Origin of the sequence: Paraburkholderia sp. BL10I2N1 (assembly GCF_004361815.1) — a bacterium.
Taxonomy (GTDB): Bacteria; Pseudomonadota; Gammaproteobacteria; order Burkholderiales; family Burkholderiaceae; genus Paraburkholderia.
Map to the genome: position 1 here is coordinate 4380557 of NZ_SNWA01000001.1, position 23795 is coordinate 4404351.

The 23795-nt window shown below is 64.3% G+C and carries 13 protein-coding genes; all 13 read right to left on the bottom strand.

Features of this window, described 5'->3' with window-relative positions:
* Positions 1–102: 102 nt before the first annotated feature.
* Positions 103–1155 carry a zinc-dependent alcohol dehydrogenase family protein gene (locus B0G77_RS20405; RefSeq protein WP_133663752.1) on the bottom strand — a complete coding sequence of 351 codons (1053 nt, stop codon included), beginning with the start codon at positions 1153–1155 and terminating at the stop codon, positions 103–105.
* Positions 1152–2498, bottom strand: coding sequence for an aminotransferase class I/II-fold pyridoxal phosphate-dependent enzyme (locus B0G77_RS20410; RefSeq protein ID WP_133663753.1), 1347 nt, complete (start codon positions 2496–2498; stop codon positions 1152–1154). Before B0G77_RS20410 ends, B0G77_RS20405 begins: the two co-directional genes overlap by 4 nt.
* Before the next feature lie 37 nt (positions 2499–2535).
* Positions 2536–8886 (bottom strand): type I polyketide synthase, encoded by a 6351-nt coding sequence (locus B0G77_RS20415; protein WP_166656200.1) that lies wholly within the window; start codon positions 8884–8886, stop codon positions 2536–2538.
* 117 nt (positions 8887–9003) lie between these two features.
* The gene (locus B0G77_RS20420) at positions 9004–10494 is read right to left on the bottom strand and encodes a hypothetical protein (protein ID WP_243751062.1); all 1491 of its coding nucleotides are present in this window, start codon (positions 10492–10494) and stop codon (positions 9004–9006) included.
* A 2-nt stretch (positions 10495–10496) separates the two neighbouring features.
* On the bottom strand, positions 10497–11243 hold the full coding sequence (locus B0G77_RS20425) for an outer membrane lipoprotein-sorting protein (protein WP_133664216.1): 747 nt from the start codon (positions 11241–11243) through the stop codon (positions 10497–10499).
* Positions 11244–11310: 67 nt separating this feature from the next.
* Positions 11311–12711: an FtsX-like permease family protein gene (locus B0G77_RS20430; RefSeq protein ID WP_133663755.1), complete on the bottom strand. Its 1401-nt coding sequence runs from the start codon at positions 12709–12711 to the stop codon at positions 11311–11313.
* Positions 12711–13412 carry an ABC transporter ATP-binding protein gene (locus tag B0G77_RS20435; RefSeq protein WP_133663756.1) on the bottom strand — a complete coding sequence of 234 codons (702 nt, stop codon included), beginning with the start codon at positions 13410–13412 and terminating at the stop codon, positions 12711–12713. The genes B0G77_RS20430 and B0G77_RS20435 overlap by 1 nt, the downstream gene beginning before the upstream one ends.
* 721 nt (positions 13413–14133) lie before the next feature.
* The gene (locus B0G77_RS20440; RefSeq protein ID WP_243751063.1) at positions 14134–15507 is read right to left on the bottom strand and encodes a glycoside hydrolase family 71 protein; all 1374 of its coding nucleotides are present in this window, start codon (positions 15505–15507) and stop codon (positions 14134–14136) included.
* A gap of 12 nt (positions 15508–15519) precedes the next feature.
* Positions 15520–16782, bottom strand: coding sequence for a hypothetical protein (locus B0G77_RS20445; protein WP_243751064.1), 1263 nt, complete (start codon positions 16780–16782; stop codon positions 15520–15522).
* A complete protein-coding gene (locus B0G77_RS44375; RefSeq protein WP_133663757.1) occupies positions 16775–19018 on the bottom strand; it encodes a glycosyltransferase in 2244 nt (747 codons plus the stop codon). Before B0G77_RS44375 ends, B0G77_RS20445 begins: the two co-directional genes overlap by 8 nt.
* Positions 19005–20081 (bottom strand): glycosyltransferase, encoded by a 1077-nt coding sequence (locus B0G77_RS20455; protein ID WP_133663758.1) that lies wholly within the window; start codon positions 20079–20081, stop codon positions 19005–19007. Before B0G77_RS20455 ends, B0G77_RS44375 begins: the two co-directional genes overlap by 14 nt.
* Positions 20059–21552, bottom strand: a complete 1494-nt coding sequence (locus B0G77_RS20460; RefSeq protein ID WP_133663759.1) for a hypothetical protein — start codon at positions 21550–21552, stop codon at positions 20059–20061. Before B0G77_RS20460 ends, B0G77_RS20455 begins: the two co-directional genes overlap by 23 nt.
* Entirely contained in the window at positions 21549–23783 is a 2235-nt protein-coding gene (locus B0G77_RS20465; protein ID WP_133663760.1) for a polysaccharide biosynthesis tyrosine autokinase, read from the bottom strand. The genes B0G77_RS20460 and B0G77_RS20465 overlap by 4 nt, the downstream gene beginning before the upstream one ends.
* Positions 23784–23795: the final 12 nt, after the last annotated feature.

A 23795-nucleotide genomic window follows, 5' to 3' on the forward strand; every position in this document is an offset into this window, starting at 1 on the left:
GATATAAAGCGCATTTTTGATATCATCATCACGCTTTTTGGGTTTCGGTTTGCGATGTGAATTGGGCTGGAAAATGCGCGTTGCCGCGTAGACTCAAAACGGTTACCGCGGCAGATGACTGATACCCGGCCAGTCAATAGAATGCTCGATCGCGCCACCGGTACCCGCGAGCGGGCCATTCGGCAGCAGACAGATCTTGCCCTGCCGCCCCGGCGCCTCGGCATGGCGCAATGCCTGGCTGATCGCGTCGAGCGGATAAGTCGCGGCAATCTGGCTCTTTAGTACGCCGCGCGCGAGCAGATCGACCGCTTCCGCGATCAACGCGTCACGTTGCGCGAGCAACATGCGCGACAGCCGCTGCGTCAGCCAGAATCCTTTCAGACTGATGCCCTTGAAGATAGCCTGCCGGCAATCGAGGCGCATCGGCTGGCCTGACAACATCCCGTAGTTCACAATCGAGCCGCCGGGATGAAGCAGATCCGCGAGCCGCGCAACGCCGTCACCGCCCACCGCGTCGAGCGCGAGCGAAACGGCTGCACCGCCGGTGACGGCCTGTGCTGCCTGCACCAGCTCAGGGGTGTCCTCGATGGCGGCGTCGCCGCCTGCTTCCAGCACCTGGGCAAGCGCATCGGTGCGTCGCACGATGTTGAGCGTGCGCAAGCCGTCGTGCCGGGCTGTCTGCATGACAGCGCGGCCGACGCTCGACAGCAGCGCAGTCTGCACCAGCCAGTCGCCGCGTTTCAGCACAGCCGAGCGGCGCACCAGTTCCAGCGCCGTGCAGGCGCTGACCTTGAGCGACGCCAGTTGCAGCACGTCGAGTTCAGGCGGCACCTTGTACACCATCGACGCCGCGAGACGGCGCCGTTGGCACCAGTTGTCGTTGGCCACCAGCAGAACCCGATCGCCTACCGCAAGGTTGCGTACCGACGCGCCGCAGGCTGCGACGCGTCCAGCCGCATCGAGGCCGGGCGTGGCGGGCAGCTTCGGCAGCTCGCCGTAGCGCCCGGCCAGACGCGCAAGGTCGGCAGGATTCACCGCACAGGCTTCCACATCGACCAGCACTTCCCACGCTGACGGCAGTCCCGGGTCGGCTGCGTCGCAGCAGCGGGCAACCTGCGACGGAGGACCGAAGGTGTCGAACCGGATCTGCTTCAAAAGAGCCCCTTGCTGGCCGGCGCAGCAGCCTTCAGTTCGACCAGCAGGCGGATCGTCCGGTCGATCTGCTCGCGGGTATGGGCGGTGTTGATAAAGAAACGCAAACGCGCGGCGTCGCGCGGCACCACCGGGAAGATCATCGGAAAGGCAAACACGTTGTTGTCGAACAGCCGCGCGGACATCCAGAGCGCCAGTTCGGCGTCGGCCAGCATCACCGGCACGACGGCCGAGCCGTCGCTCAAGCCGGTGCTGAGCCCCGCTTCCCGGGCGCGGGTGCGGAAATGCGCTGCGTTATCAACGGCCCGGCGCGCGCGCCCGGGTTCGGCGCGCATGATCCGCAGCGCCGCCAGCCCGGCGGCGGCATTCGCCGGCATGGGCGACGCGATGTAGAGACCGAGGCCCGGCGCGTAGTACTTGAGCATCGTGATGAGCTCCTTACGGCCGGCGACATAGCCGCCGATCGTAGCGAATGCCTTGCTCATCGACGCATAGTGAATGTCGATATCCGCGCCGTTCAGACCGAAGTGGTCGACCACGCCGAGGCCCCGCGCGCCGATCACGCCCATCGAATGCGCTTCGTCGACCATCAGGAGTGCATGGTGCCGCTTCTTGATCTCGATCAGTCTGTGGATGTCGGGAATGTCGCCATCCATGCTGAACACGCCTTCGGTCAGGATCAGCACCCGTTCGAAGTGGCCGCGATGCTCGACGAGCAGGCGCTCCAGTGCGTCGTAGTCGTTGTGTGCGAAGGCGAAGCGGCGCGCACCGCTGAGCTTCGCGCCGGTCAGCATGCTGTTGTGGACCAGCTCGTCGTACAGGATCAGATCCTGCCTTCGCGCGAGGTAGCCGATCGTCGCGACGTTGGTGCCATAGCCGCTGACGCCGAGCACCGCATCCTCGACACCGAGAACGTCGGCCACCTCTCTCTCGAACTCGGCGAAGATCGGTATCTCGCCCATGATGATCCGCCCGGAGCCGGTCGAGGTGCCGAAGTCGTCGATCGCCTTTCTGGCCGCTTCCTGCACCCGCGGGTCGCCAGCGAGGTCCAGATAGTTATACGACGAGAAATTGATCACCCGCCGGCCCGCCACTTCGGCCTCTGCGCTCGCGACGCCGACATGCTCGCGAAACATGTTCCACTCGTAACCCTGCTTGTCGTAGTACCAGCGCGTACTGGTGTACTCGCGCAATTCGGGGAACTGTGCGAAGTCATAATGCTCGGGGCCGGGCTTGACCCTCGTGGAGACGGCGCGCAGCGCAGACGCCTGCGCGTCCGGACGTTCAGTGCCCGCTTTGCCAAGCAGTCGCGCCCGCAGGCGTTCAACGTGCGTTTCAGTTTTCATGTTCGAATCTCTTTTGTGTTGCTGGCGCAGGCAGGGCTCAGGCCGCCTGAGTCTGTGGCGCCGCCTCGGAGGACGCTCCCCAGCCGAAGCTGCCGAGCGCTCTCGCAACGATCCCGCGAATCGTCAGGTCATCGAGGATTTCGAGCACCGACACGCTGATGCCGAGATCGCGGTCGAGCAGCAACTGGATTTCCGTCGCCATCAAGGAATCGACACCGAGATCGAGAATCGGCCGGTCGACGTTGATGCTCTCGGCCGCGGTCGCCAGTTCGTCGGCGATGATCGATGCCACGAGGCTCGCCAGCACCGTGAAGCGCTCCGCAGGCGGCAGTTCTACGAGTTCCCCGCGCAGCAGCTCGCGAGCGCCAGGGTCCGGGTTCGAATCGGCGGCAATCAGTTCGGCGTAGCGCGGCGACTGGCTGCCCAATGTCTCGTAGCGTCCCCAGTCGGCCCAGTTGGTGATCAGCATGATGCCGATCTGCACCACCTCGCGCCGCAGCGCGCGCCCGAGCCATCCCAGCGCCTCCGCTGACGCCATGCCGCGCAGGCCCATGTATCGCATGAACTGCTCCAGCCTGTCGTCGCGGGTGACGACGCCGGCATCGGCAATCGCCCCCCAGTTGATGCTGGTCGCCGGCAGCCCGAGTGCGCGTCGGTGCCATGCCAGTCCGTCGAGGAAGCCGTTGGCGCTGACGTAACTCGCCTGCCGGCTATTGCCCACGAGGTTCGCGATCGACGAGTAGAGAACGAAATGATCGAGCGCCATCCCGCAGGTCTGTTCGTGCAGCAGGCGGGCGCTTTCAGCCTTGCTGCGCATGACCGTCACCAGGTGCTTCGGGTCGAGTTCCGTCAGCGGCTCGTCGATGATCACCGCCGCCGCATGGAATACACCGCGCAGCGGGGGCGCCGAGGCTGCCATGGTGGCGAAGAGATCGCGGACCTGGCCTTCATTCGCGACATCGCAGCGCACGCACACGACATGTGCACCGAGCGCGTTCAGATCGGCGATGAAAGCACGGCGCTCGGGCGTGTCCACACCGCTGCGGCCGGCCAGCACCAGATGACGGGCACCGTGCTCCACCAGCCAGCGGGCAGTCTTCTGACCGAAGCCGCCCAGCCCGCCGGTGACCAGATAGGTGGCGTCCGGTCTGAACGCCATCGATTCGTGAACATGCACCTGCAACGCAGTGCAGGCGTCGTCAAAGCTGACGATCAGCGCGATGTCGGCATCGGGCATCGCCAGCTTCCGGGTCGCCAGATCGACGATCGACACCGACAGGCTGTCCGCCGGCGCGAGCTCGCCACGAACTGCGCGTCCGACCGCGCCGCGCAACGAAGCGGCGAAGCGGTCCGCGCGTTGCGTGAGCACCGCGAGGTCGGCCCGCACGACGGCCGAAGCCGAGCCTGGCACCGTGAACGGCTGGGTCCGTCCGGCGGTGTCGATCAGCACGCCCCCGGCCGCGAGCGCGCGCCAGCCGAAACGGCCGCACCACTGGCTCATCACCCCGGCAATGACGTCGAATCCCTTGCCGCCTGTGCAGCCGGCAACCGCGCATTCCAGCGCCTCGGGCGTCGCCGCGAGCAACGGCTGGCCGGCGGTCTGCGCCGAAGGCGCACCCTGCGCACTCACGAGCAGCGTGACGTGCACACCGCGCCGGCGCAAGGCCGCGCTCACCGCGAGGCCCGTCTCATCGGCTTCCACAAGCGCGTGCGCGCCCTCATCCAGGTCAGCCAGTTCCGCGAGCCGTTCGGCGACTGCGTCCCGGGCGGCGACCTGGAGCAGCGACGAGGCGGGCACCGCCTCATCCAGTTCGACCAGATGGAAGGCCTGCCGCGGCCCGCGAATGTGGCTTGCAAAGTCGGCAGGCGCAAGCCCATACACCCTCATTCCGGCGCGCAGGTCGGTCACGTCCTTGCCGACGCCGCACACGGTCGCAAGCACTTCGACGTAGTCGTTGTCGAGCGTTTCGCCGCCCGAGGTACGCAACGCACGCATCGTCAAGGCGACCTGATCGAGCTTCAATTCGATTTCGTTGCCGCGCAGCGGCGCACGGGCCACCTCGACAAGCTTGACACTGCCCGCCCCCGTCTCGCGCTCGCCAAGGTTGCGCACCAGCACGGCACGATCGGCCGTCAACGGCAGCGGCTCGACGAGCGGCTCGGTCAGCCATGGATTCGCGCTCAGGCGGCTGAAGAGGCGGCGAGCGCGCCGGATCGCGACTTCATCTTCCTCTGCGTCGCAGACCAGTTCGAGAATGGCAGCGTCAAGGTCTTCAGAGTCAGCCGCGGCGGGAACGTCGATCGTGCTGAAGCGCATACCGTCGATTTCATTGAACGCGACGCGGGCGAAACCATTGAGCGCGGACTGCGCGGGCTGCACGGGCGGGTCGCTTTCGCTTACCTCGAAGGCACCCTGCGTCAAGACATACGCACGCGGACGCAGCGTCGCCGGAGCGCCGGCAAGATGTCGCGTCACCGCGAGCATCAGCAGCAAAGCCTCAGTGCCGGTCGGATCGGCGCCATCGAGCCGTGCGCCCGCACCGTTGATGAAGACGACGCCCTCCACCGGACCTGCGGCTTCCAGCGCGGCCGCCACATCAGCCTGCACGTCAGGGCGCACACACATCCGCTCGCCCCGCGCGCTGGCAGAAGCTCCGCCATGAAGACGCGCCACAACGCGCGCGCCATAGGCGGTCAGTCCATCTGCGATCCGGTCGGCCAGTTCAGGAGCGGCGGGATCCTCGACGATCAGCCAGTGGCCGAGGCGACGCGGTTCTGACGGGCGCCCGGCATCGGCCCATTCGTACCGGAGCATCTGCAGCTTCACAGGGTCGCCGCAGGCATCCGTGCGCTCGAGCCTCGCCGCCGTTGCGGTGACACGCAGCCCGCGGATCACCGACAGAACCGTGCCGGCATCGTCAATGATCGTCAGGTCGGCGTCGACATGGCGCGCGCTCCGGCTGACCCGCTCGACGTGGCACCAGTAACGCACGGGCAGCGACGGCACCAGCAGGCGCAGTTCCTTGAGACCGGTGGGCAGCCAGCTCGATTCACTGTCGTCGAGCATGCCGACGAGCACCTGGAAGCAGGCATCGAGCATCGCCGGCTGCGCGTGGTAGCCGGCACCCGGCAACTCCGCCGGGTTCTCGATCAGCGCGAGCACGCGAGCGCCGTCCGGTGCGATGCGTAGCGACTGCACCGCCCGGAACTTTGGTCCGTACTGCAGTCCGATGCGTGACAGCTCGCGATAAAAGCCGACCGCGTCCTGCTCTGCACCGAGCGACGCCCGCAGCGTGTCGAGATCGATGCGGCGAACTTCGGATGACGGCAGTGGCCCGACGGTGCCTGTGAGATGCAACTGTCCTTCGCCGGTCTTGCCGGCCTCGATGCTGCGGATCGCCACGCTGCGCGTGCTGCGCTCACAGGTCGAAACGTAATCGATGGCCCGGTCGGCGGAGATGACAAGCGGTGCGCGAATCTCAACGTCGGCGAGCCGCCAGCCCGGCGCGTCGGGATCCAGCGACGCGGCGATCTCCAGCAGCGTCTCCACGTACCCGGCTGCCGGCATGACCGGCGTGCCGGAGACGATGTGGTTCTTGAGGTACGCGAGCGCCTCATGCTCGAGGTCATTGGCCCAGACGTCGGCCGCCGGATACAGTTCGAAGCCGAGCATCGGGCGTGTGGTCGGGCCGACGCGCTGGTAGATGGCGCGCACCGTCTCGACCCACTGACGCTCGCGCTGCCACGGATAGTTCGGCAGCGCAATCGCGTGCCCCTGCCCGTTCAGGATTTTCCAGTCGATCTCGCAGCCACTCGCGAACACCTGCGCCACCGCGCGCTGCACACGTACCCGCTCGGCCTCGTGGCGTCGCAGGGTCTCGATCACGTGGATCCCCTTCGCGTGCTCCCTCGCGCAATCGCGCAGCGCGCTCGACAGCACCGGGTGCGGCCCGACTTCGACAAAGGCGACGAAACCGCTGTCGAGCAGCGACTGGATCGCAGCAAGAAAGACGACCGGCTTGCGCACGTTCTGCGGCCAGTAGCCGGCACCGAACCCGGGGCCTTCGACGCGGCGTCCGGTCACAGTCGAATAGACCGGAATCTCCGGCTCACGCGCGACGATGGCAAGCAGCGAAGTCTCGAGCTCAGCGAGAATGGGGTCCATCAGGTGGCTGTGATAGGGCACCTCCACGGTGAGCACGCGGTTGAACACCTCGCACGCGGTGAGCTGGGCCGCGAGGGTTGCAATCGCCGCCGTATCGCCCGACAGGGTGAGCGTATCGGGACCGTTGATCGCCGCGATCTCGATACGCCCTTCGAACGGTTTCAGCCAGCCTGCGACGGCTTCGCTGCCGAGGCCGACGGCGAGCATGCTGCCGCTGCCTGCGGTGCGCGCCTGCAAACGGCTGCGTTCGTAACTGACGCGCAGCGCGTCTTCGAGACTCAGCGCGCCGCTCACACAGGCCGCCGTCACCTCGCCGACGCTATGACCGACCACCGCGCCTGGCCTGACGCCGCCGGCACCCAGCAGCGTCGCAAGCCCCCACTGGATCATGAAGTTCGCCGGCTGCGCATAGAGCGTCTCGGTGATCCGCGACTCCGCCTCGCCCTTCAGCATTTCGGCGAGAATCGAGAAGCCGGCGATGCCCTGAAAAATGCGGTCGGCTTCGTCGACTGCTGCGCGGTATAGCGGTTCGTCGCGATACAGTTCCTGACCCATGGCCCACCACTGCGGCCCCATGCCGGTGAACACCCATACCGGCAACGGCTGGCCGGCTGCAACCTGCTGACCCGTGACGACATGCTCCGCGCTCTCGCCCCGCGCAAGCAATTCGAGCCCATCGGACAGCTGGTCGCGACCGGCGCCCATCACCACGGCGCGATGGCTGAGCGGCGAGCGCCGCATGGCAGCGGAATACTGGACGTCGCCGACATCGACATCCGGTTGCGCGAGCAGATGGCGGTAGCGCAGCGCGAGCGCCCTGAGCGCAGACGGGCTGCGCGTGGACAACGGCAGATAGAGCGGACAACCCGCGGGACGCGGCTGCGTCGACTCCCCTGGTGCGGTCGCGGCGGCGCCCCGCGTGGCCGTCGCGAGCGCCGAACGCAGCACGACGTGCGCATTGGTGCCGCCATAGCCGAACGAGTTGACGGCCACGAAGAAGGGTTCGTCCGCTTCGGCGAGCCGGATCGGCGCGTCCGCAAGGCGCACGCCGAGTTCCTCGAAGGGGATACCGGCATGCGGCGTCTGCAGGTTGCCGAGCGGGAATGCCTCGCGATGTATCAGCGTCAGGACGGCCTTGATGATGCCGGCGACACCCGCGCCAGCTTCCAGATGCCCGATGTTGCTCTTGATCGAGCCCAGCACCACGCGCGCGTCACCGCTGCGGCCTGCGCCGTACACCGAGCCTATGGATGCTGCCTCGATCGGATCGCCGACAGCGGTTCCGGTCCCGTGGCATTCGACGTAGCGCACCTGCGCCGGGTCGATCGCGAAGCGCTCGCACACGTCGCGGATCAACTCGCTCTGCGCCTGCGCGCTCGGCATCGAGATGCCCGGCGTGCGGCCGTCCGAGTTGACACCCGCCCCCGCGACCGTGGCGAGAATCGTGTCGCCATCCGCCAGCGCGCGCTCGAGTGTCTTGAGGAGCACGATACCGCCGCCCTCGCCCCGGCCATAGCCATCACCGCGGGCATCGAAGGACTTGCACTCGCCGTCGCGCGACAGAAACTGCCCCTTGCTCATGCCGACCGGATACTCGGGCCGCGTCATCACGTTAGCGCCGCCGACCACCGCCATGTCGCATTCGCCGGCCCAGATGTCGCGGCATGCATAGCTGAACGCCACGAGCGACGACGAGCAGGCCGTATCGATCGAAAGGCTCGGGCCGCGCAGGTCGAACGCGTGTGAAAGCCGGTTCGACAGCATCGTCATCATCATGCCCGCTGCGGTATTGGCGTTGTGGCGCGCACGGTTCGCAGGCTGCATCAGCGTGATCATGTGATCGAGCATGAAACCGCCGACGTAGACACCCACCTTGCGACCCGCATGGGCTGGCAGATCCAGTCCGGCATGCTCGAAGGCTTCCCAGGTCAGTTCCAGCAGCAGACGTTGCTGCGGATCCAGGTTTTCGGCGACCCGCGGAGGCAGATCAAAGAACTCCGCGTCCATCGAACGGACGTCCTGCTTCAGGAAATTGGCGCGGGCGACGTACGCCTTGCCCTTCGCGCCCTCGTCCGCGGAATAATAGCGAGCTGCATCCCAGCGGTCGGCCGGGATCGGCCCGGCGGTCACAGTACGCTGCCGCAGCGCAGCCAGCAGCAGATCCAGGTCATCCAGACCACCGGGAAAACGGCAAGCCATTCCCACCACGGCGATATTACGCATGTCAGTTCCTCGATTCATCATGATTGGTAAGCCGGGTTGTGAGGCTTGTGACGGAAACGCCATGTCGGGATTGCTGTTGTCGGATATGCAGTCTCATACCCACAGGAATCCTTATTTTTATTCATAAAATGTTCCGACCAGTTGAACGCTGCGTTGCTCCGCCATTGCGCCAAAGCGATTCCACGATGCCCCCGTCTGACGCTGCCACTGCAGCGCCACGTCGAAACGGGAAAAGCGGCGGCGCAACTCCACCCAGAACTGCCGCCCTGCGCCGACGTCGCTCTGCACAAAGCCGGACAGATCCAGCCGCCGCACACCAACGTTGCGCCAGTTCGCCATCAGGAATACGCCGTGGCGTGCAGGCAGTTCCTGCGACGCGGCGACGGTCTGCACCGCGCGGCCCCATGCCGCGGGATTCGACGCCTGTAGCGCGCTCCACTGCGTGGCCGATGCGCCAGCGCCGTTGCCCTGAAACTCGGCTGTCAGCGACAGGTCGTTTGGCAGCGTCCATGTCGCGCCCACGGCCGAACTCGCACGGAATGCGCGGTCGTCGATGCCCGTGGTACGGGCGAGTATCGATTGCCGGCGCCCGCCGGCCCATTCGGCATAGGCGACGATCGAGTTGCCGAGCAGCGCGCTAAAGTTCACGCCGAATTGCGGTGCCTGACCCTGCTCGCCGTAAATCAGCCATTGCGGCTGCACGGTCTCGCTCAACCGCTGGCTGCCCACCAGCATCCAGCGATTCACGCCGTTCGTCCTCTGCAGGGCGGATGAAGCAGAAGGGTCGCCAGGCGCGCTATAGCCCGTCAGGCGTGGCGACAGCATCAGCGACAACGATCCGGTGTCCCACAGCTGCTGGCCGCGCACGGCCACGCTGCCGAGGCGGTTCGTGCGCCGGCTCTGGGGGTCGGGCGATACATCCAGGTTGACTGCGCCGGCCTTGAAGAAATCGGTTGGGTTGTAGCCGAATGCAGCCCCGACGCGCTGATTGACGCGCCCGACATCGACCACCTGCAGCGGCGACGCACGCCAGCTCACATAAGCCTCTCTGATGAGACTCTCGCTACGGGACGGTGCGGCCTTCGAAGAAAGAGGATCGAAACGGTCGAAGCGCATCGAAAAATTGACATTCAGCGACGGCACCAGACTCTGCGCATACTGGACATCCAGCGAAACCTGGTTGCGTGCGGAACCGCCTGCGTTCTGATAGTCGCTCAGGCGCACGGCGTTTTCGACGTTCAGCTTCCACGGGCGAACCGTCGCCGCAGCAGACGTGGACGTAGCCGCTGACGTAGCCATTGCGTCGGCAAGGTCAAGCGCGCTGCCCGTGCCATCCGCTCTTGCATTCGACACGGCGTTCCCCACGGCGCGTCCGCTGGCGGTGGCCGGCGTGGCCGGGGTTGTGTCGGCGAGCCGAAGTGCGGCGTCCACCCCGTCGTCCGGCACGCTCGCGTTCGCCGCCATTGACGCTTCGGATGTATCCGCGTGTCTGCGGGCGCCGTCCATCGGCTCGGCTGACTCACCCGCCTCTTCCGCGTGGGTGAGACGCGGTATCAGCGAAGCGAGGAGCAGCAGCGTGGCGGGCGCAAACGTGCGTACGTGCCTCACGCTCATTCCGGCCGGAAGCGCGCCAGATAGTCCCGCTGCATCCACGCGTCCGGGATGCCGCGCCACGCGTAGTCGGAAAATCGCATGACCGTTACCCAGTTGGGATCGAGTCCGTCGATGATGACAAATTCGGTCGGACGCTCGGCACCGAGCTGCATGGTGTAGCGGCGGTAAAACGCCGTCTTGAGCAGGCGGTCGCTTTCCGAGAAAAACCTTGCCTTCACCGGCCTGGTGTTCGCCGCGTCGAGCCACATCTCAATGCGGTGATAGATGAGTCCCGGCGTCTTGCCCGCCAGAGAAAGCTTGTAGCAGTGACGCAGTTGACGGTCGCCGTCGGTCACGTCCTCTTCACCCAGCAGCGTGGCGGTGTAGTCGTGCGCCAGATTCACGGTCACCACGTCGCCGTTGGCCTCCTGCCCGAGCAGCCGCTGGTCGGGAGAGATCCGGATGCTGGCCTGATTGGCCGGATCATAGAACCAGAGATCGTCGCCGTTTTTCAGCATCAATTTGCCGACGTCGCGCGCGGGCGCCACAAAGCGCACCAGCGTGCGGAACGTTCCGCCCGGTGCGTCGGGCTTCGTATAGATCGACAGCATGTTGGCGTCGATCTGCTTGCCCGACCGGTACTCCGTCAACGCGGCATTGAGCACGAACGGTTGGGCCGGCGTGCGAATGGCGTCGCTCGCGGCGAGAAGCTGCTGGGCGTCCGGCGCTGCCTGCGCGTGCGCGTGGAATGGAGCAAGCTGCATAACGAGGAGCAAAGCGAACAGACAGCGGCGCACAGGCCACCTCCGAAGATGGACAGACATTGAGGAATCAGACATGGCGCAGCGCGTCGACGATAGAAAGTCTTGCGGCATGGCGCGCTGGCCACCAGGCGGACAGGCCCGCCACCAGCGCGAGACTGAAAAACGTCATGCCGATCTGCCCCCACGCGCCCCAGACACGCACGGTCAGCGCAACCGGGTCGGTACGTGCGGGCGGCGTCCATGACAGACCGCTATGGTTGATGACGATGGCCATCAGCAATGCGATCACTACACCCACCGCCGCGCCGGCGAAACCGAGCAGCATGCCTTCGAGCGTAAACAGCGCCGCGATGCCGCCGCGGCGCATGCCCATGGCGCGCAGCGTGCCGATTTCCACCGTGCGTTCGATGATCGCCATACTCATCGTGTTGCTGACAACAAACAGCACGATGACGCTGACCAGCGCGAACATGAATCCAAAGATGACCGAGAACATGCTGTTGGTCTGCCCGTAAAATGGATTGAGGGTCGCAAAGTCGAGCGCAGCGAGCGACTGGTCGGCGAAATGCGTCGCCAGAATCTGCTCGATGCGCTGGCGCGCGGCGGGCAACTGGTTCGTATGCCGAAGCTGCACTTCCACCGCCGTCACCTTCGGCTCGTCACCGCCATAAACCAGACGTTGAGCGCGCAGCAGATGGAGCGCGAGGTACACATCGTCGAACTCCTTGACGCCCTGTTCTTCAGCCTTGACGACGGTGAAGCTTCCTACGTTGGGCGCACCATGCGTGTTCGCGGCTAGAACGTCGATGCGAGCGGTGGTGTCAGCCCGCCCTGACGGCACTTCGAGCGCCGCGAGCGCCATCACGTCGGCGGGGGCATCGGCGGACGCGGCGGCCACCGGGTGATCGGACATGACTTCGCCCGGCCGGCAATCCTGGATGTGCAGCGGCACGCACAGCTGCAACACGCGCGCGAGCCCTACGCCTGTGACCGCGGCGTCTTCGGCGGTGTTTTCGAGCGCAAACGGTCGGGACGTGAGCGGAAAACCATAGTCGTTCCATTCCTGCATGCGGCTCTGGTCGGCGGCGATCGAGCCTTCCGCCATCACCGTGCGGGACACGCCGGCGTTGAAATTGCCCGCGACGCCACCCAACTGCAGCGTTGGCGTGACGACGAGCGCCATGGTGCGGAGTACCGGATCACCCCGCAACACGGCGACCAGCCGCCCGTAATCGCGGATGCCATATGCCGCCGAATTGCCGCTCCCGTACATGAAGAAGCCGCGCCGCTGGACCTGAAGATGACCGCTGTGTTGCACGATATCCGTCTGCATACCCAACGTGATATCCCTGCTGAAGCCGCCAAACAGCAGAAGTGCGCATACGCCCACCACCATGGCAAGCAACGTTGTCATAGAACGGCGGCGATTGCGCTGCAGATTTCGAAGCGCGAGCCAGAAGGCATGCATCACGCACCCTCCCGTTGCGAGACAGGTCCCGAATCGACGATGCGTCCATCGCGCATCCGCACCACCTGGTCCGCGGCTGCGATAACCTGGGGGTCGTGCGAGGCGATCACGAAAGATGCGCGACGCTCTCGCTGGATGCGACGCATCAACTCGACGATCGACGCACCGGTGTGGCTGTCGAGACTCGCCGTCGGTTCGTCGGCGAGCACGAGGGGCGGAGCCAACGCCAGCGCGCGAGCGATGGCGACGCGCTGACGTTCGCCGCCAGATAGCTGCCCCGGATGGTGCTGCGCCTTGTTCGCCAGGCCTACCGCATCGAGCAGATGCATCACGCGACGGCATCGCGCGTCTGCCCGCACCCGCGCCATCAGCAGCGGATACTCCACGTTCTCGTAGGCCGAAAGCACCGGCAACAGATTGAATGTCTGAAATATGTGGCCGATCTGGCGGGCGCGGAAGTCCGACAGGGCGTTATCCGATAAACGCGCTGTGTCCTGCCCGGCAATCACGACGCGACCACTATCCGCCCTATCGATGCATCCAGCCATGTTCAGGAGCGTAGTCTTGCCGCTACCCGACGGACCGCTAAGCACGGTAAGGCGATTTGGCGCGATCTGCACCGACACGTCCGCAAGGCCGATAGTCTCGACACTGTCCAGCTTGTAAGTCTTGTTTAGCTGCTCGATCAGGATGGCATTCATCGTATTCAGTTATTCCGGCCGGTCGCTTCTTCTGTTATGGCAAGGCTCTACTCTCGTCTCCCGACGTGCGTTGTTTGTCGAGTTCAGCGCGCTCTTCGCGAAACGACCGCGAAAAATTCGAAACGAAGAATTGCAGGGAGTCCGTTCTGATATCGGCGACGTCGCACATGGACACATGCCAGCGACCCGGATAAGCTGTGTGATCCCTCTCAGCAACCGGTCTCCGCTCAGGGGCATACTGGTTATCTTTTCGGCAGACCCTCTCACTTTCCAACTTCAGCCCCAAGACATTAACTCACGATATAAGCATATCTAATCATTTATATTATCAATGAACCTGCCACCTTGAAAACATGATTGACAATTTTTGATCATCAGGAGGCGGATATTCAACTCGTCATATCAAAAAATAATCTGGTAAATGATGATCTGGCATCTGAAATATTTTCCTTGCCTGGAACCGGGGAATCGATGACCGTGATAGAGGGATTTTGCTTTCTTCATCCAGACATCTTCCGCGAGTGACCTCTCAACCCGACAGCGCCCCCCCGGTTCGATGTTCATGATCTCCGATCCCGATGATCACGTTGCCGAACTGGCTGATCAGCTTCGCCGAAATACGCAAACGCCGGCAAAGATCGACTTTGTTGCGGAAGCATATCGCTGCACTTTGTTTCTGGAAGCCTGTCTTTGCATCGATCGCAAAAATAGGCTTCCTGTCTCAGCCGCGCCCCGCCTGACTCGAAGCCGATGATCCGCTGAAGTAGTTGAACGCGCCGCTGAGGTCGTTCGAGCGGATGGGCTCCTCGCCCTTCCTTTCGGCGATCGTTCTGCCATTGCGAATCAGCGTGAAGCGCGGGGTGCCGGGTATCGATGGCACGGCAACTTCGCTGACGCCGGCCGGCAGATCGTGCGCCGTTCGTGCGCCGCCTTGCACGATGGTGAGGATCGCAGGCTCGGCCAGAAACGTCGTTACGTGAATTTGCCCGGTCAGCGGCGTACGGGAACGTGGCGCGGTTGCGGCGCCGACCGATGCGCCGATACCCGTCATTGCGCCCACGCCTACCGGATGCAGACGATAGAAGTAGAAGAACCTGTCCTGAGTAATCGCCGGTGCGGCGCCGCGCTTGAACCACTCGATGAAGTAGCGGCTCGCGTCGAGGTACGCGGTGTGGCTCAGCAACGCGCCGAAGCGCGGGTTGTAGACCTGCGCGCGCGAATTGCTGCCGATCGGCGCGACATAAGTCGATTCGGCCCAATCGTTCCACGTGACGATCTGCACCCAATCGACATTCGCGCGAATCGCAGCGAGCCATTCGCTCGCCATGCCCGAGAAGCCGCCGGTTTCAAACGCACGATAGTTCGTGCCGCTCGCGAGCCCGCGGTAATACGGCGTGACGGGCGCCATGAACAGCTTGCCAGCCGGCTTGAGCGCGCCAGCCAGATGTTCGATGGAGCGCGCCAGTGAATCCGGTGCACCCGCTGCGCCGAAATAAAAATAGCCTTGCGCGGCGCGGCAGCGATTCGCAACTTCGCTCGCGACGGCGTCGCTGATTTCCGCTTCGCCCGTCGATGGCACGAAATGTGGCACGAAATGCGCGCCCAGCGATTCCGCTTGCGCGATCAGCGCTTCGCAATGCGCGGCGTCCTTACCGCCCAACGCATACGATGACACCACCGGCTTCCCGCCGACCGTCAGTTGTGCCGGAAGACCGGCGGTCGTATGCACGATGTCGTCGAGCTCGTTCTGCGCTTTGCCGTCCGCCGAAACGAACAGCTTGAAGCCGTTGCCGAACTGCTCGGCGGCACGATACATCGTCAGCACGCGTGCGCGATAAAGCGGCTCGCTGCGATTCCAGCCGCCGCAGTTCAGCGCGAAGCCGTCTATGCCGCGTTGCTGCGCATCGCGGACCTCCGCGATGTAGTCGTCGATGCATGCATTCGGGCCGCCGCGCGGCCACGCGACCATGTAATGCGCCAATACCCGCTTGCCCGCCGGCGACGTAGCCGCTTGCGCCGGCGCAGCCGACACTCGTGCGGACATCCACGCGGGCGGCATACTCAAGCATCCCAGAAGCAGCGTTCTACGCTTCATCTCTGCAAGCTCTCAGGTCGTTTTAACGAAGGCACGTCGGCCGATCATCAGCGACAGCGACAGCACGAGCACACCTGTGATCACGATGCCGGTCAGCGCGCCGATCAGCCCGAAGCCATACGACAGCACCGAAACGAACAGCAGCGACGCCCCGACTTCGAGCGTCGAAATCCTGACGAACGAAGCACGGTCTGTGGAGAACACGAGCAGGGACAGCACGCGGCAGACGAAGATCAGCGTAGCGCCCAGGAACGCGGCGAACATGAAACCGAACTGCATCGCATCGGAACCGAGCACGGCAATGGGAAACAGGTGAATGCGGCACGCGAGCCAGCTCGCGAACAACACCAGCGCGACGAGGACCGCCACGCCCGCCGCCATCACGCGACGCTGCGGCAGATGCAGGAGCACCGCCACGATCCGCCCGAGACCGCCGCTCAACACGAGCGCCACCCCTTGCCCGCAATTGAACGCGAGGTTGTGCGCGCTCTTCACGCCGCGATATAGCGATCCCGCCGCAGGCCCGACGATGAACGTGACGATCATGATGTCGACGTGCTTCGCGCCGGAGAAGATCGCGTTCCCGTACCAACTGCCGAGAATCTCCTGGCGGTTCTGCACGAAAAACGCCTTGTAGTCGAAGGTGCGGAAGTTGAATTTCTCTGCTTCCGGGCGGAAGAATTCAGAGCCGCGCGGCGGGCCGCGACGCAGCGAATGCAGATACGCGACGAGCAGCATCGCGCCATACAGGGCCTCGACGAGCAGCAGCAGGTCCGGCAGGTACGGGGCGAGCGAGTCCCTCACGATCAGCAGCACGACAATGAACACGCGGCTCAGCGCGGATACCGTCGAAATCGCGCAGATCGTGCCGCTGCGTCCGTAAAAGCGCAGCACGCCTAGCGAGAAATGCGACAGTCCATAGGACATCGGCGCGAGCACCATCAGCACGCCAAGCTGCGTGCGCGCAAACAGGCCGTAATTGGCGAGCATCGTGCCGACCGTCGCGAACACCACCGTCGAACCGAGCGCGCTCAGACAGTCGAGAAAGATCAGTGTCGATACGCGCGAGCGCACCTTCTCGACCGTGAAGATGCGCGGCGAGCCAAAATTGAACAGATCGACCGCAACGAAGAAGAATGCGACGAGCGCGTACGATTTGCCCAGCCACTCCGCGTCCAGATAGCGCAGCGCAAGCGCCACCGCAACGAAATTGCCGAAGGCCGGCAGTGCTGACGCAAGCATCACGTAGACGACGTCCCGCCTCATGTCAGCCATATGCTTTCAACGCCTCGCAATAGTGGCGGTACTGCGCTTGCAGTTCCGAATAGCGAAACCGGCGCACCGCTTCGCGCTGGCGTTGCTTCTGCTGATCGCGCCACTGCGCATCCGCGGCGTTGTGCGCGATTTTCTCGCTCAGTGCATCGACATCGGCCGGTGGCACGAGACTCGCGGGCTCGAGCACTTCAGCGATGCCGCCCACGTGCGTTGCGATGACCGGAATGCCCACGGCCATCGCTTCGAGGAGTGCGCGTGGCATGCCTTCCTGGAGCGACGGCAGCACGAAAAGCGCATGCTGGCTCACCGTGCGAAGTACGTCGTCGCCGTTCAACGCGCCCGCGAATCGCACGCTGTCGGCAAGACCGAGTCGCGCGGCGAGTCGTTCGAGTTCGGCGCGCAGCACGCCGTCGCCGATCAGTGTGAGTTCGACGTTCAGCCCGCGTTCGCGCAGCGCGGCCACCGCGCGCAGCAGAATCCCGTGGCCCTTGCTTTCGTTGTGCATCATCGCGACGTTGACGATGGGGAACACGCCGGCATCTGCATCATGCATGACGCGCGCGTCATCGCGACGGTCGAACAGCTCATCGGGCAGATACGCATCGCTGAAGCTGAACGAACGCGCCAGCGTTCGCGGCGGATAAACCGCCTGCAACGCGGCAGTCGTGACGTAGCGCACAGTTCTGCCGTGCTTCGCCGCATGGCGCGTAGCCCAGCAATGCACACGGCGAGCGACGTGCCGCAGCGGATGACGCGAGGCTGCATCGCTGAAATAGTCGGCCGGATCGGCGACGATCTCCGCGGAGAACGGCTTGCCCGTCGCGCGGCACAGCAGCATAGCGAGAAGCGAAAGGTTGCCGGGAAACCGCAACAGCAGCAGGTCCGCATTGCGGATCACACGCCAGGTGCGCCACACGAGCCGCGGTAGATGCCTGATCCACGCTTTCGCGCCGCGTGGACTGCCAAGGTCAATGAATTGGGTGCCTTCGCCGGTAACGAGTTCACCCTGTGCGCGCGGCACCGGAAACGACCGGGCCGCGATGCGCACGCGCGCGAAACTCTCCGTGAAGCGTGCCGCGAACTTGCGATGCCCCATGTGGGGGCTGAATATCTGGTCGCCGACCTTCTGGAAATTGCCGTCGATCAGAAGCGTGATCGAGGGATTGATTTCGTCCCCGATCAACTTCAGCAGTTGTGTATAGCGATTCACCGACAGACTGGCGAGCTTCTGCCAGAACGGTGCAGGGTCGTGCCTGAGCTTTTCGATTGAAGCAGCGACCGCCTCGGGATCGAAGCTTTCCGCATGGAACGCGTATTCGGACAACCCCAGGTCGCCATACGCAGCCTGCCCTTTGCGCTCGTAGGCGATGTGAATGCTCGGCAACCCGCCAAGCACGCTTTCGAGGCTGCCATGCAGCCGCACCGATAAGACGATCGCATCTTCGGAGCGGATCACATCGCGCAGCGCGGGCGCCGACTCGACGCCGAACACGCGCCGATAGAATACGTCATCGCTATTGCCGCGTCCCGCGCTCTGCAGCGCGAGGCTCGCATCCGGCGTCAGTTCGACCAGACGCCGCAGCTTCGCGATGTAGGCGTCCGCATACGGCTTGCCGCTCAGGTCGCGAAACACGAAGTACACCTTGCGTCGCGCGACGTGCGCCAGGGAATCGCTGGCCGCGAGTTGTGGCGCGTGCGGCCGCTTGCTGATTTCCAGCACGACCAGATCGCCGATCCGCACTGCATGCCGATGATCGAGTTCGCGCACGCTCTTGTCGTCGCGCAGAAAGATCGTGTCGACACGGCGGCGCACAAGCCATTTGAGCACGCGGCCCGGCGCCGTCGAAAACGGTCCGACGCTTTGCGGCAGATAGATTCGCGCGCGCGGGCCCCATAACGACGCGCACACGATCTGCAAGCCATGCGCAACCAGCGTCTTGCAGCCTTCCTTCCACGTGCCGGCGCGCAGATACCCGCCGCCGACGCCGAAGAACACCGGCCCGCGCCGGCGCCACGCATGTGCGAGCGTTCTGGCAACGAACCGCCGGAGCGAAATCAGCTCGAGTTGCGGATCGTCGAGATAGCCGGCGAACGACGCCGGATCGAGACACACGACGGTGATGGGCTGCCTGAAACCGGCCTCGCGAATCGCACGCAAACTCAGTTTGACCAGCAGCCCATCGCCGCTGTTGCGTGAGCTGTACGCGTGCAGCAAATAGACGTCAGGCCTTTTCATAGCAGTTCATCAGGGACTTGAAGAATTTCTCCGCGTTGAACGCCTGATCGAACACGTGACGCGAATTTGCGCCCATCCGGCGGCATTCGTCGATGGACAGCGAGTTGAGCTGCTCGGCGAGGCACGCCCCCGTGAGCTGCTGCAGCATCAGACCGTTGTAGCCATGAATGACCTGTTCCGGCAGCGAGCTTTCACTCGATACGACCAGCACCTTGCCGGCTCTCATCGCTTCGATCGGCACGAGCGCGAGCCCTTCCCAGCGCGACGGAACCACGATCGCGTCCATCCTGCGCATCGCGTGTCCGGTCTCTTCGGGGCCGACCCAGCCGTGGTACGTGATGCGCGACGCTTCGCCCGGCATCGCCACGCCGCCGCGCACCGCTGTGCCGAACACATGCACCTGCAAGTGGTCCTTGAGCAGCGGCAAGGCGTCGACGAGGATGTCGAAGCCCTTCTGATAATCGAGCCGCCCGAAGTAACCGACGCGAATGTGTTGCGCCGGCTGCGCGACGGCTTCCGTTTCGTCGCTGAACCACTCGGCCGCGGCGTCCGTCGCAATGCCTGTGTAGACAAGCTCGACCTTGTCGGGCGCGATGCCATGCCTGCGCGCCGCGCGCACTTCGTCGAACGACATGCAGAGAATGCGCGCGCAACGCCGCGCCAGCCATTTCTCCATGAGCGCGAAGGCGAACGCGGTCGCGCGCGAGATGTCCTTCTTCATGAAGGACCACGCGTGCGGCGTGTACAGCACTTTCTCGTCGCCGAAGCGGTTCAGGCGCACGTACACGCCCGGATAGGAGCTATGGCAATGAATCACGTCCGCATGCAGCGTCCTGACCAGCCTGCGCACCGCGCGCGCGATCCCGACGAACCTGAGCGGATTGCGGCTCGACCGGTACGACACGACCTCGATGCCGTCGACGTCCAGCTTCGCGACATCCATCTTGCGCGGATCGCATACGAGCACCACGTCGTGTCCGTGATTGCGCTGCTCTATCATCAGCGCGGTCACATAATTGGCGACGCCGCCGATCCATGTTTCAACTACGTGGACTATTCTCAATACGCACCCCAGCGTGTCGATGAAAAAAGCGCGGGCCGGTTCTTTTTCGTCTCAGCAAATGCGCCATCGGCAAGGCGAACAGCACGATCCAGCGCACCCCGTAGTAGGCGAGTACGTTCGAATCGAACAGGAAAAACAGGAACGGCAGTGGGTATGACACCACCTTCACGGGCACCCATCGCCAGTTCGAGCCGAGGGCCATCTGGTCGATCCACGCCATCAGCCAGGCCGCCACGACGAACGACAGCAGATAACCGAACACACCGAAATTGACGAGGAATTCGCCGGGCATGCCGAACAGCAGCGTCGTCTCGGCGGACTGGTTGGTCTCGGTCTCGCGAACGATGTCGGTCTTCTCGCGGGCAAAGGTTTGCGGCTTGTCTTTCCAGACCGCCTTCGGGACGACCGCCGCGACCGCGCCCACAAAGCTGCGGCCCATGGCGAGCGTGTAGCCCGGCTTCGACACCGAGTCGATCGCCTGCACCTGCACGTCGAAGCGCGACAGGTCGCGAAACAGGAAGAAGCTGAGCGGTCCCATCGACAATTGCAGCATCCGCTTATCCGCGAAGTTTTTCGACAGGTTGCCGATCTCCGAATAGTCGATGCCGAACTTGAGCGGCAGCATCGCGAGACCGCCGACGGCGACGCAGATGCCGACGATCTTCGCCGCGCGCCGGCTGATGCGCGCAACGAACGCGTGATAGATGAGGCAGGCGAACAGCACGACGAACACGATGCCCTGCCGGTTGCCGAATACGCCGGACGACAGCCATCCGAGCACGATCAGTTGAGCGAAGGCCGCGATCCTCATCAGGCGACTGCGCCACGGCCGGAGCATCACGCATGCGAAAACCCAGAGCGGCGCGGTATTGGCAAGCGCCTGCACGACACCGAGCCCTTCCAGCGGATCGTTTTGCGTGACCGACGTTTCGAGGCGATTTGCATAGAGCTGAGCGATCTGCCCATAGCCGCCAAGCTTCACATAGATGAACGCGAGCGCCGCGAGAGCCAGCAGTGCGAACGCATAGACCCAGCGGCTCACGGTGACGGCCCGGCGCATGTCCGGCATCGCGGCAGACGCCGCGCGCCTGCTGCGCATCGCGATGAGCGTAAAGTTCATCGCCCAGATGCCGACGATGTTCAGCATGAACCAGGCGATCGTCGCGGGGTTCTGTTCGGGCAGGAGCGTCAGATAGATCTCGTCGCGCGCGATCAGCTGGCCAGCCGGCAGCACGCAAAAATACGCGAGCGCGAACAGCCGCCACAGCCGCAGCAACGCGTTATCGGCCTTCATGCACCAGATGCTCACGGCCCCAAGCAGCAGCAGACAGACCGTCAGCCTATTGGCGCCGCCAAGATAGAGCGCGGCGAAGAGGCCCGCGCTCGCGAAGCCGCCGCACAGCAGCCGGAGAAACGGCAGCTTGTCGCGTCTTCGCCGCGCCCGGCGCCAGTTCGCTCGCGCCGCTCTCATTTCGCCGGCGTCTTCTGGTTCTGATACTGATAGGCAACGTAGCGGTACGCGCCATACTTCGACCGATAGCCGAACGCGCGCGCATTCACGCCGTTGAAAATCGCGCCTTTGAGCGGCGCGTCCGCGCGTTGCAGTTGCCGCGCGCTTTCGGTGAGCTCGCCGATCGTCGTCTTCTGAAAACGCGCAACAAGGAACACCGTGCCGGCGATGGATGCCATCACCGGCGCATCGGAGACCGCCAGCACCGGCGGTGTATCGATGACCACCAGGTCATAGCGCTCGCTGACCGATTCCATCAGGCGGCTCATCCTCTCGCTGAGCAAAAGTTCCGACGCGTTGGGCGGAATGCTGCCCGCCGTCATCAGATCGAGTCCCGGCGACACCTCCCGCTGAATCGCGGCCTCGTCCGCCACCTCGCCCACGAGCACGTTCGACAGGCCCTGCCCGCGTGCGCGTCCGAAGTACTGATGCAGGTGGCCGCGCCGCATGTCCGCATCGACGAGCAGCACGCGTTTGTTGCCGCCGCACAGCACGGCCGCGAGATTGGCGGACACGAACGACTTGCCGACGCCCGGCGCGGGGCCGGTCAGCAGCAGGCGATTGTTCGGCGCCTCGAGCATCGCGAAGCTCAGCGCGGTACGCAAGCTGCGCAGGCTTTCGATCGACGGGTCGGCCGGATTCGATTCCGCGAGCAGGTATCTGCCCTGCCTATCCGATTGCATGCCCGTGTTCAGCGACTTCTGCACCTGCGAAAGCGGAATCGTGCCGTACACGTTGAGGCCCGCGTAGCTCTCGATGTCTTGCGCGTCCGACACGCCGCCGTACAGCATTTCCCGTGCGAACGCGGCGCCAATGCCGAGCATGAGGCCGGCGATCGCCGCAAGCCCGATCACGAGCGGCTTTTTCGGCCATACCGGCTCTTCCGGCACGCGCGCGTCGTCCACGTGGCGAACGTTGCCGACCTTGCCCGCCGCGACCAGCTTCAACTGCTGGATGTTGTTCAGCGTGCCGACATAGATGTCCTGATCGACCTGCACGTCGCGCATCAGCGACACCAGATCCTGCTCGAGGTTCGGCAGGCGCTTCATGCGGCGGTTCACGTCGCCGAGCCTGGTCTTCATCGCGCCGATCTGCTGATTGAGCGCGATGATCTCGGGATGACCCGCCGCATAGCGCGTCGCGAGATCGTCAAGCTTCTGCTGCAGGTCGAGCAGGTTGCTTTGCGTCGCGACGCTTTCCTGAAGGAAGGTTTGCGCTTCGAGGCTCACGTCGAACGTGCCGCGCTGGTTGCGCATCGCCTTGTAGCGCTCTTCCGCAACATCCAGATCGTGCTTGAGATGCGGCAGCAAGCCCTCGAGGAATTGCGACGACTTCTCCGCCTGGGCTGCCTTGCGCCTGACGTTCTGCGCGACGTACTCCCCGCCGATCTGGTTCAGGATCGCCGAGATCTGCTGCGGATCGCGGCCACGCAGCGCGCCGGTAATGATGTCGCTTTGCTTGCCCTTCTGCTGCATGTTGAGATCGCGTTGCAGATCGGTCAGCGTCTTGAGCTTCGACTCGCGCGTCAGGATGAATGCGGCGCCTGGCTTCGCGTGCACGGCTGCCACGAGAAGGCGAAGATGGCCTACGCTCTGCTCGATGTCGACCGGCTTGCCGATCACGCCTTCGATCGGCGCGTCGAGATTGGACTGCTGAAGGCGAAAGCGCTGGTTCTCGAGTAGCGTCAGCCTGAAGCGTTCGCCTTCGAGTTCCTTCGGCACGTCGAATTCACGCATGTCGATCGATTCGGTGCCCCAGCAGAAACCGCCCCAGCCGAGAAGACCAGGATTCGACAGCGACTTCGCGCTGTCGGCGATGCGCCAGCCGATCAGCGGAAAATAGCGCGGCCGTGCGTCGAAATAGAGACGCAGATTGTTCACTGCCTGATCGACCACCATCCGCGATTGCAGGATCTCGAGCTCGCCTTCGGCTTTCGTCTTCACGTCGAACAGCGACGACACGTCGCCAAGCAGCGAGCTCGCGCTCGCCTGGTGGTCTTCCTCGACCTGGATCATGATGTTCGCCTGATACGTCGGCTTCGCCAGAAACGCGTAGGCGGTCCCCAGCAGTACGACGGCGGCGAAGATGCTCGCGATGAGCCAGCGGTTCGCGATCACGATGTCCAGATGGCGGATCAGGTCGCCGTCCTCGTCGATGCGATCCTCAACGATCGGGTCCACTCGGTTGTTCATGCTGTTCTCTCG

Bases quoted from the DNA above. Each gene is read 5' to 3' on its own strand.
- B0G77_RS44375 (WP_133663757.1), bottom strand. From the start codon at position 19,018: ATGAAAAGGCCTGACGTCTATTTGCTGCACGCGTACAGCTCACGCAAC.
- B0G77_RS20440 (WP_243751063.1), bottom strand. From the start codon at position 15,507: ATGAAGCGTAGAACGCTGCTTCTGGGATGCTTGAGTATGCCGCCCGCG.
- B0G77_RS20465 (WP_133663760.1), bottom strand. From the start codon at position 23,783: ATGAACAACCGAGTGGACCCGATCGTTGAGGATCGCATCGACGAGGAC.
- B0G77_RS20460 (WP_133663759.1), bottom strand. From the start codon at position 21,552: ATGAGAGCGGCGCGAGCGAACTGGCGCCGGGCGCGGCGAAGACGCGAC.
- B0G77_RS20410 (WP_133663753.1), bottom strand. From the start codon at position 2,498: ATGAAAACTGAAACGCACGTTGAACGCCTGCGGGCGCGACTGCTTGGC.
- B0G77_RS20415 (WP_166656200.1), bottom strand. From the start codon at position 8,886: ATGCGTAATATCGCCGTGGTGGGAATGGCTTGCCGTTTTCCCGGTGGT.
- B0G77_RS20425 (WP_133664216.1), bottom strand. From the start codon at position 11,243: ATGCAGCTTGCTCCATTCCACGCGCACGCGCAGGCAGCGCCGGACGCC.
- B0G77_RS20445 (WP_243751064.1), bottom strand. From the start codon at position 16,782: ATGGCTGACATGAGGCGGGACGTCGTCTACGTGATGCTTGCGTCAGCA.
- B0G77_RS20435 (WP_133663756.1), bottom strand. From the start codon at position 13,412: ATGAATGCCATCCTGATCGAGCAGCTAAACAAGACTTACAAGCTGGAC.
- B0G77_RS20430 (WP_133663755.1), bottom strand. From the start codon at position 12,711: ATGCATGCCTTCTGGCTCGCGCTTCGAAATCTGCAGCGCAATCGCCGC.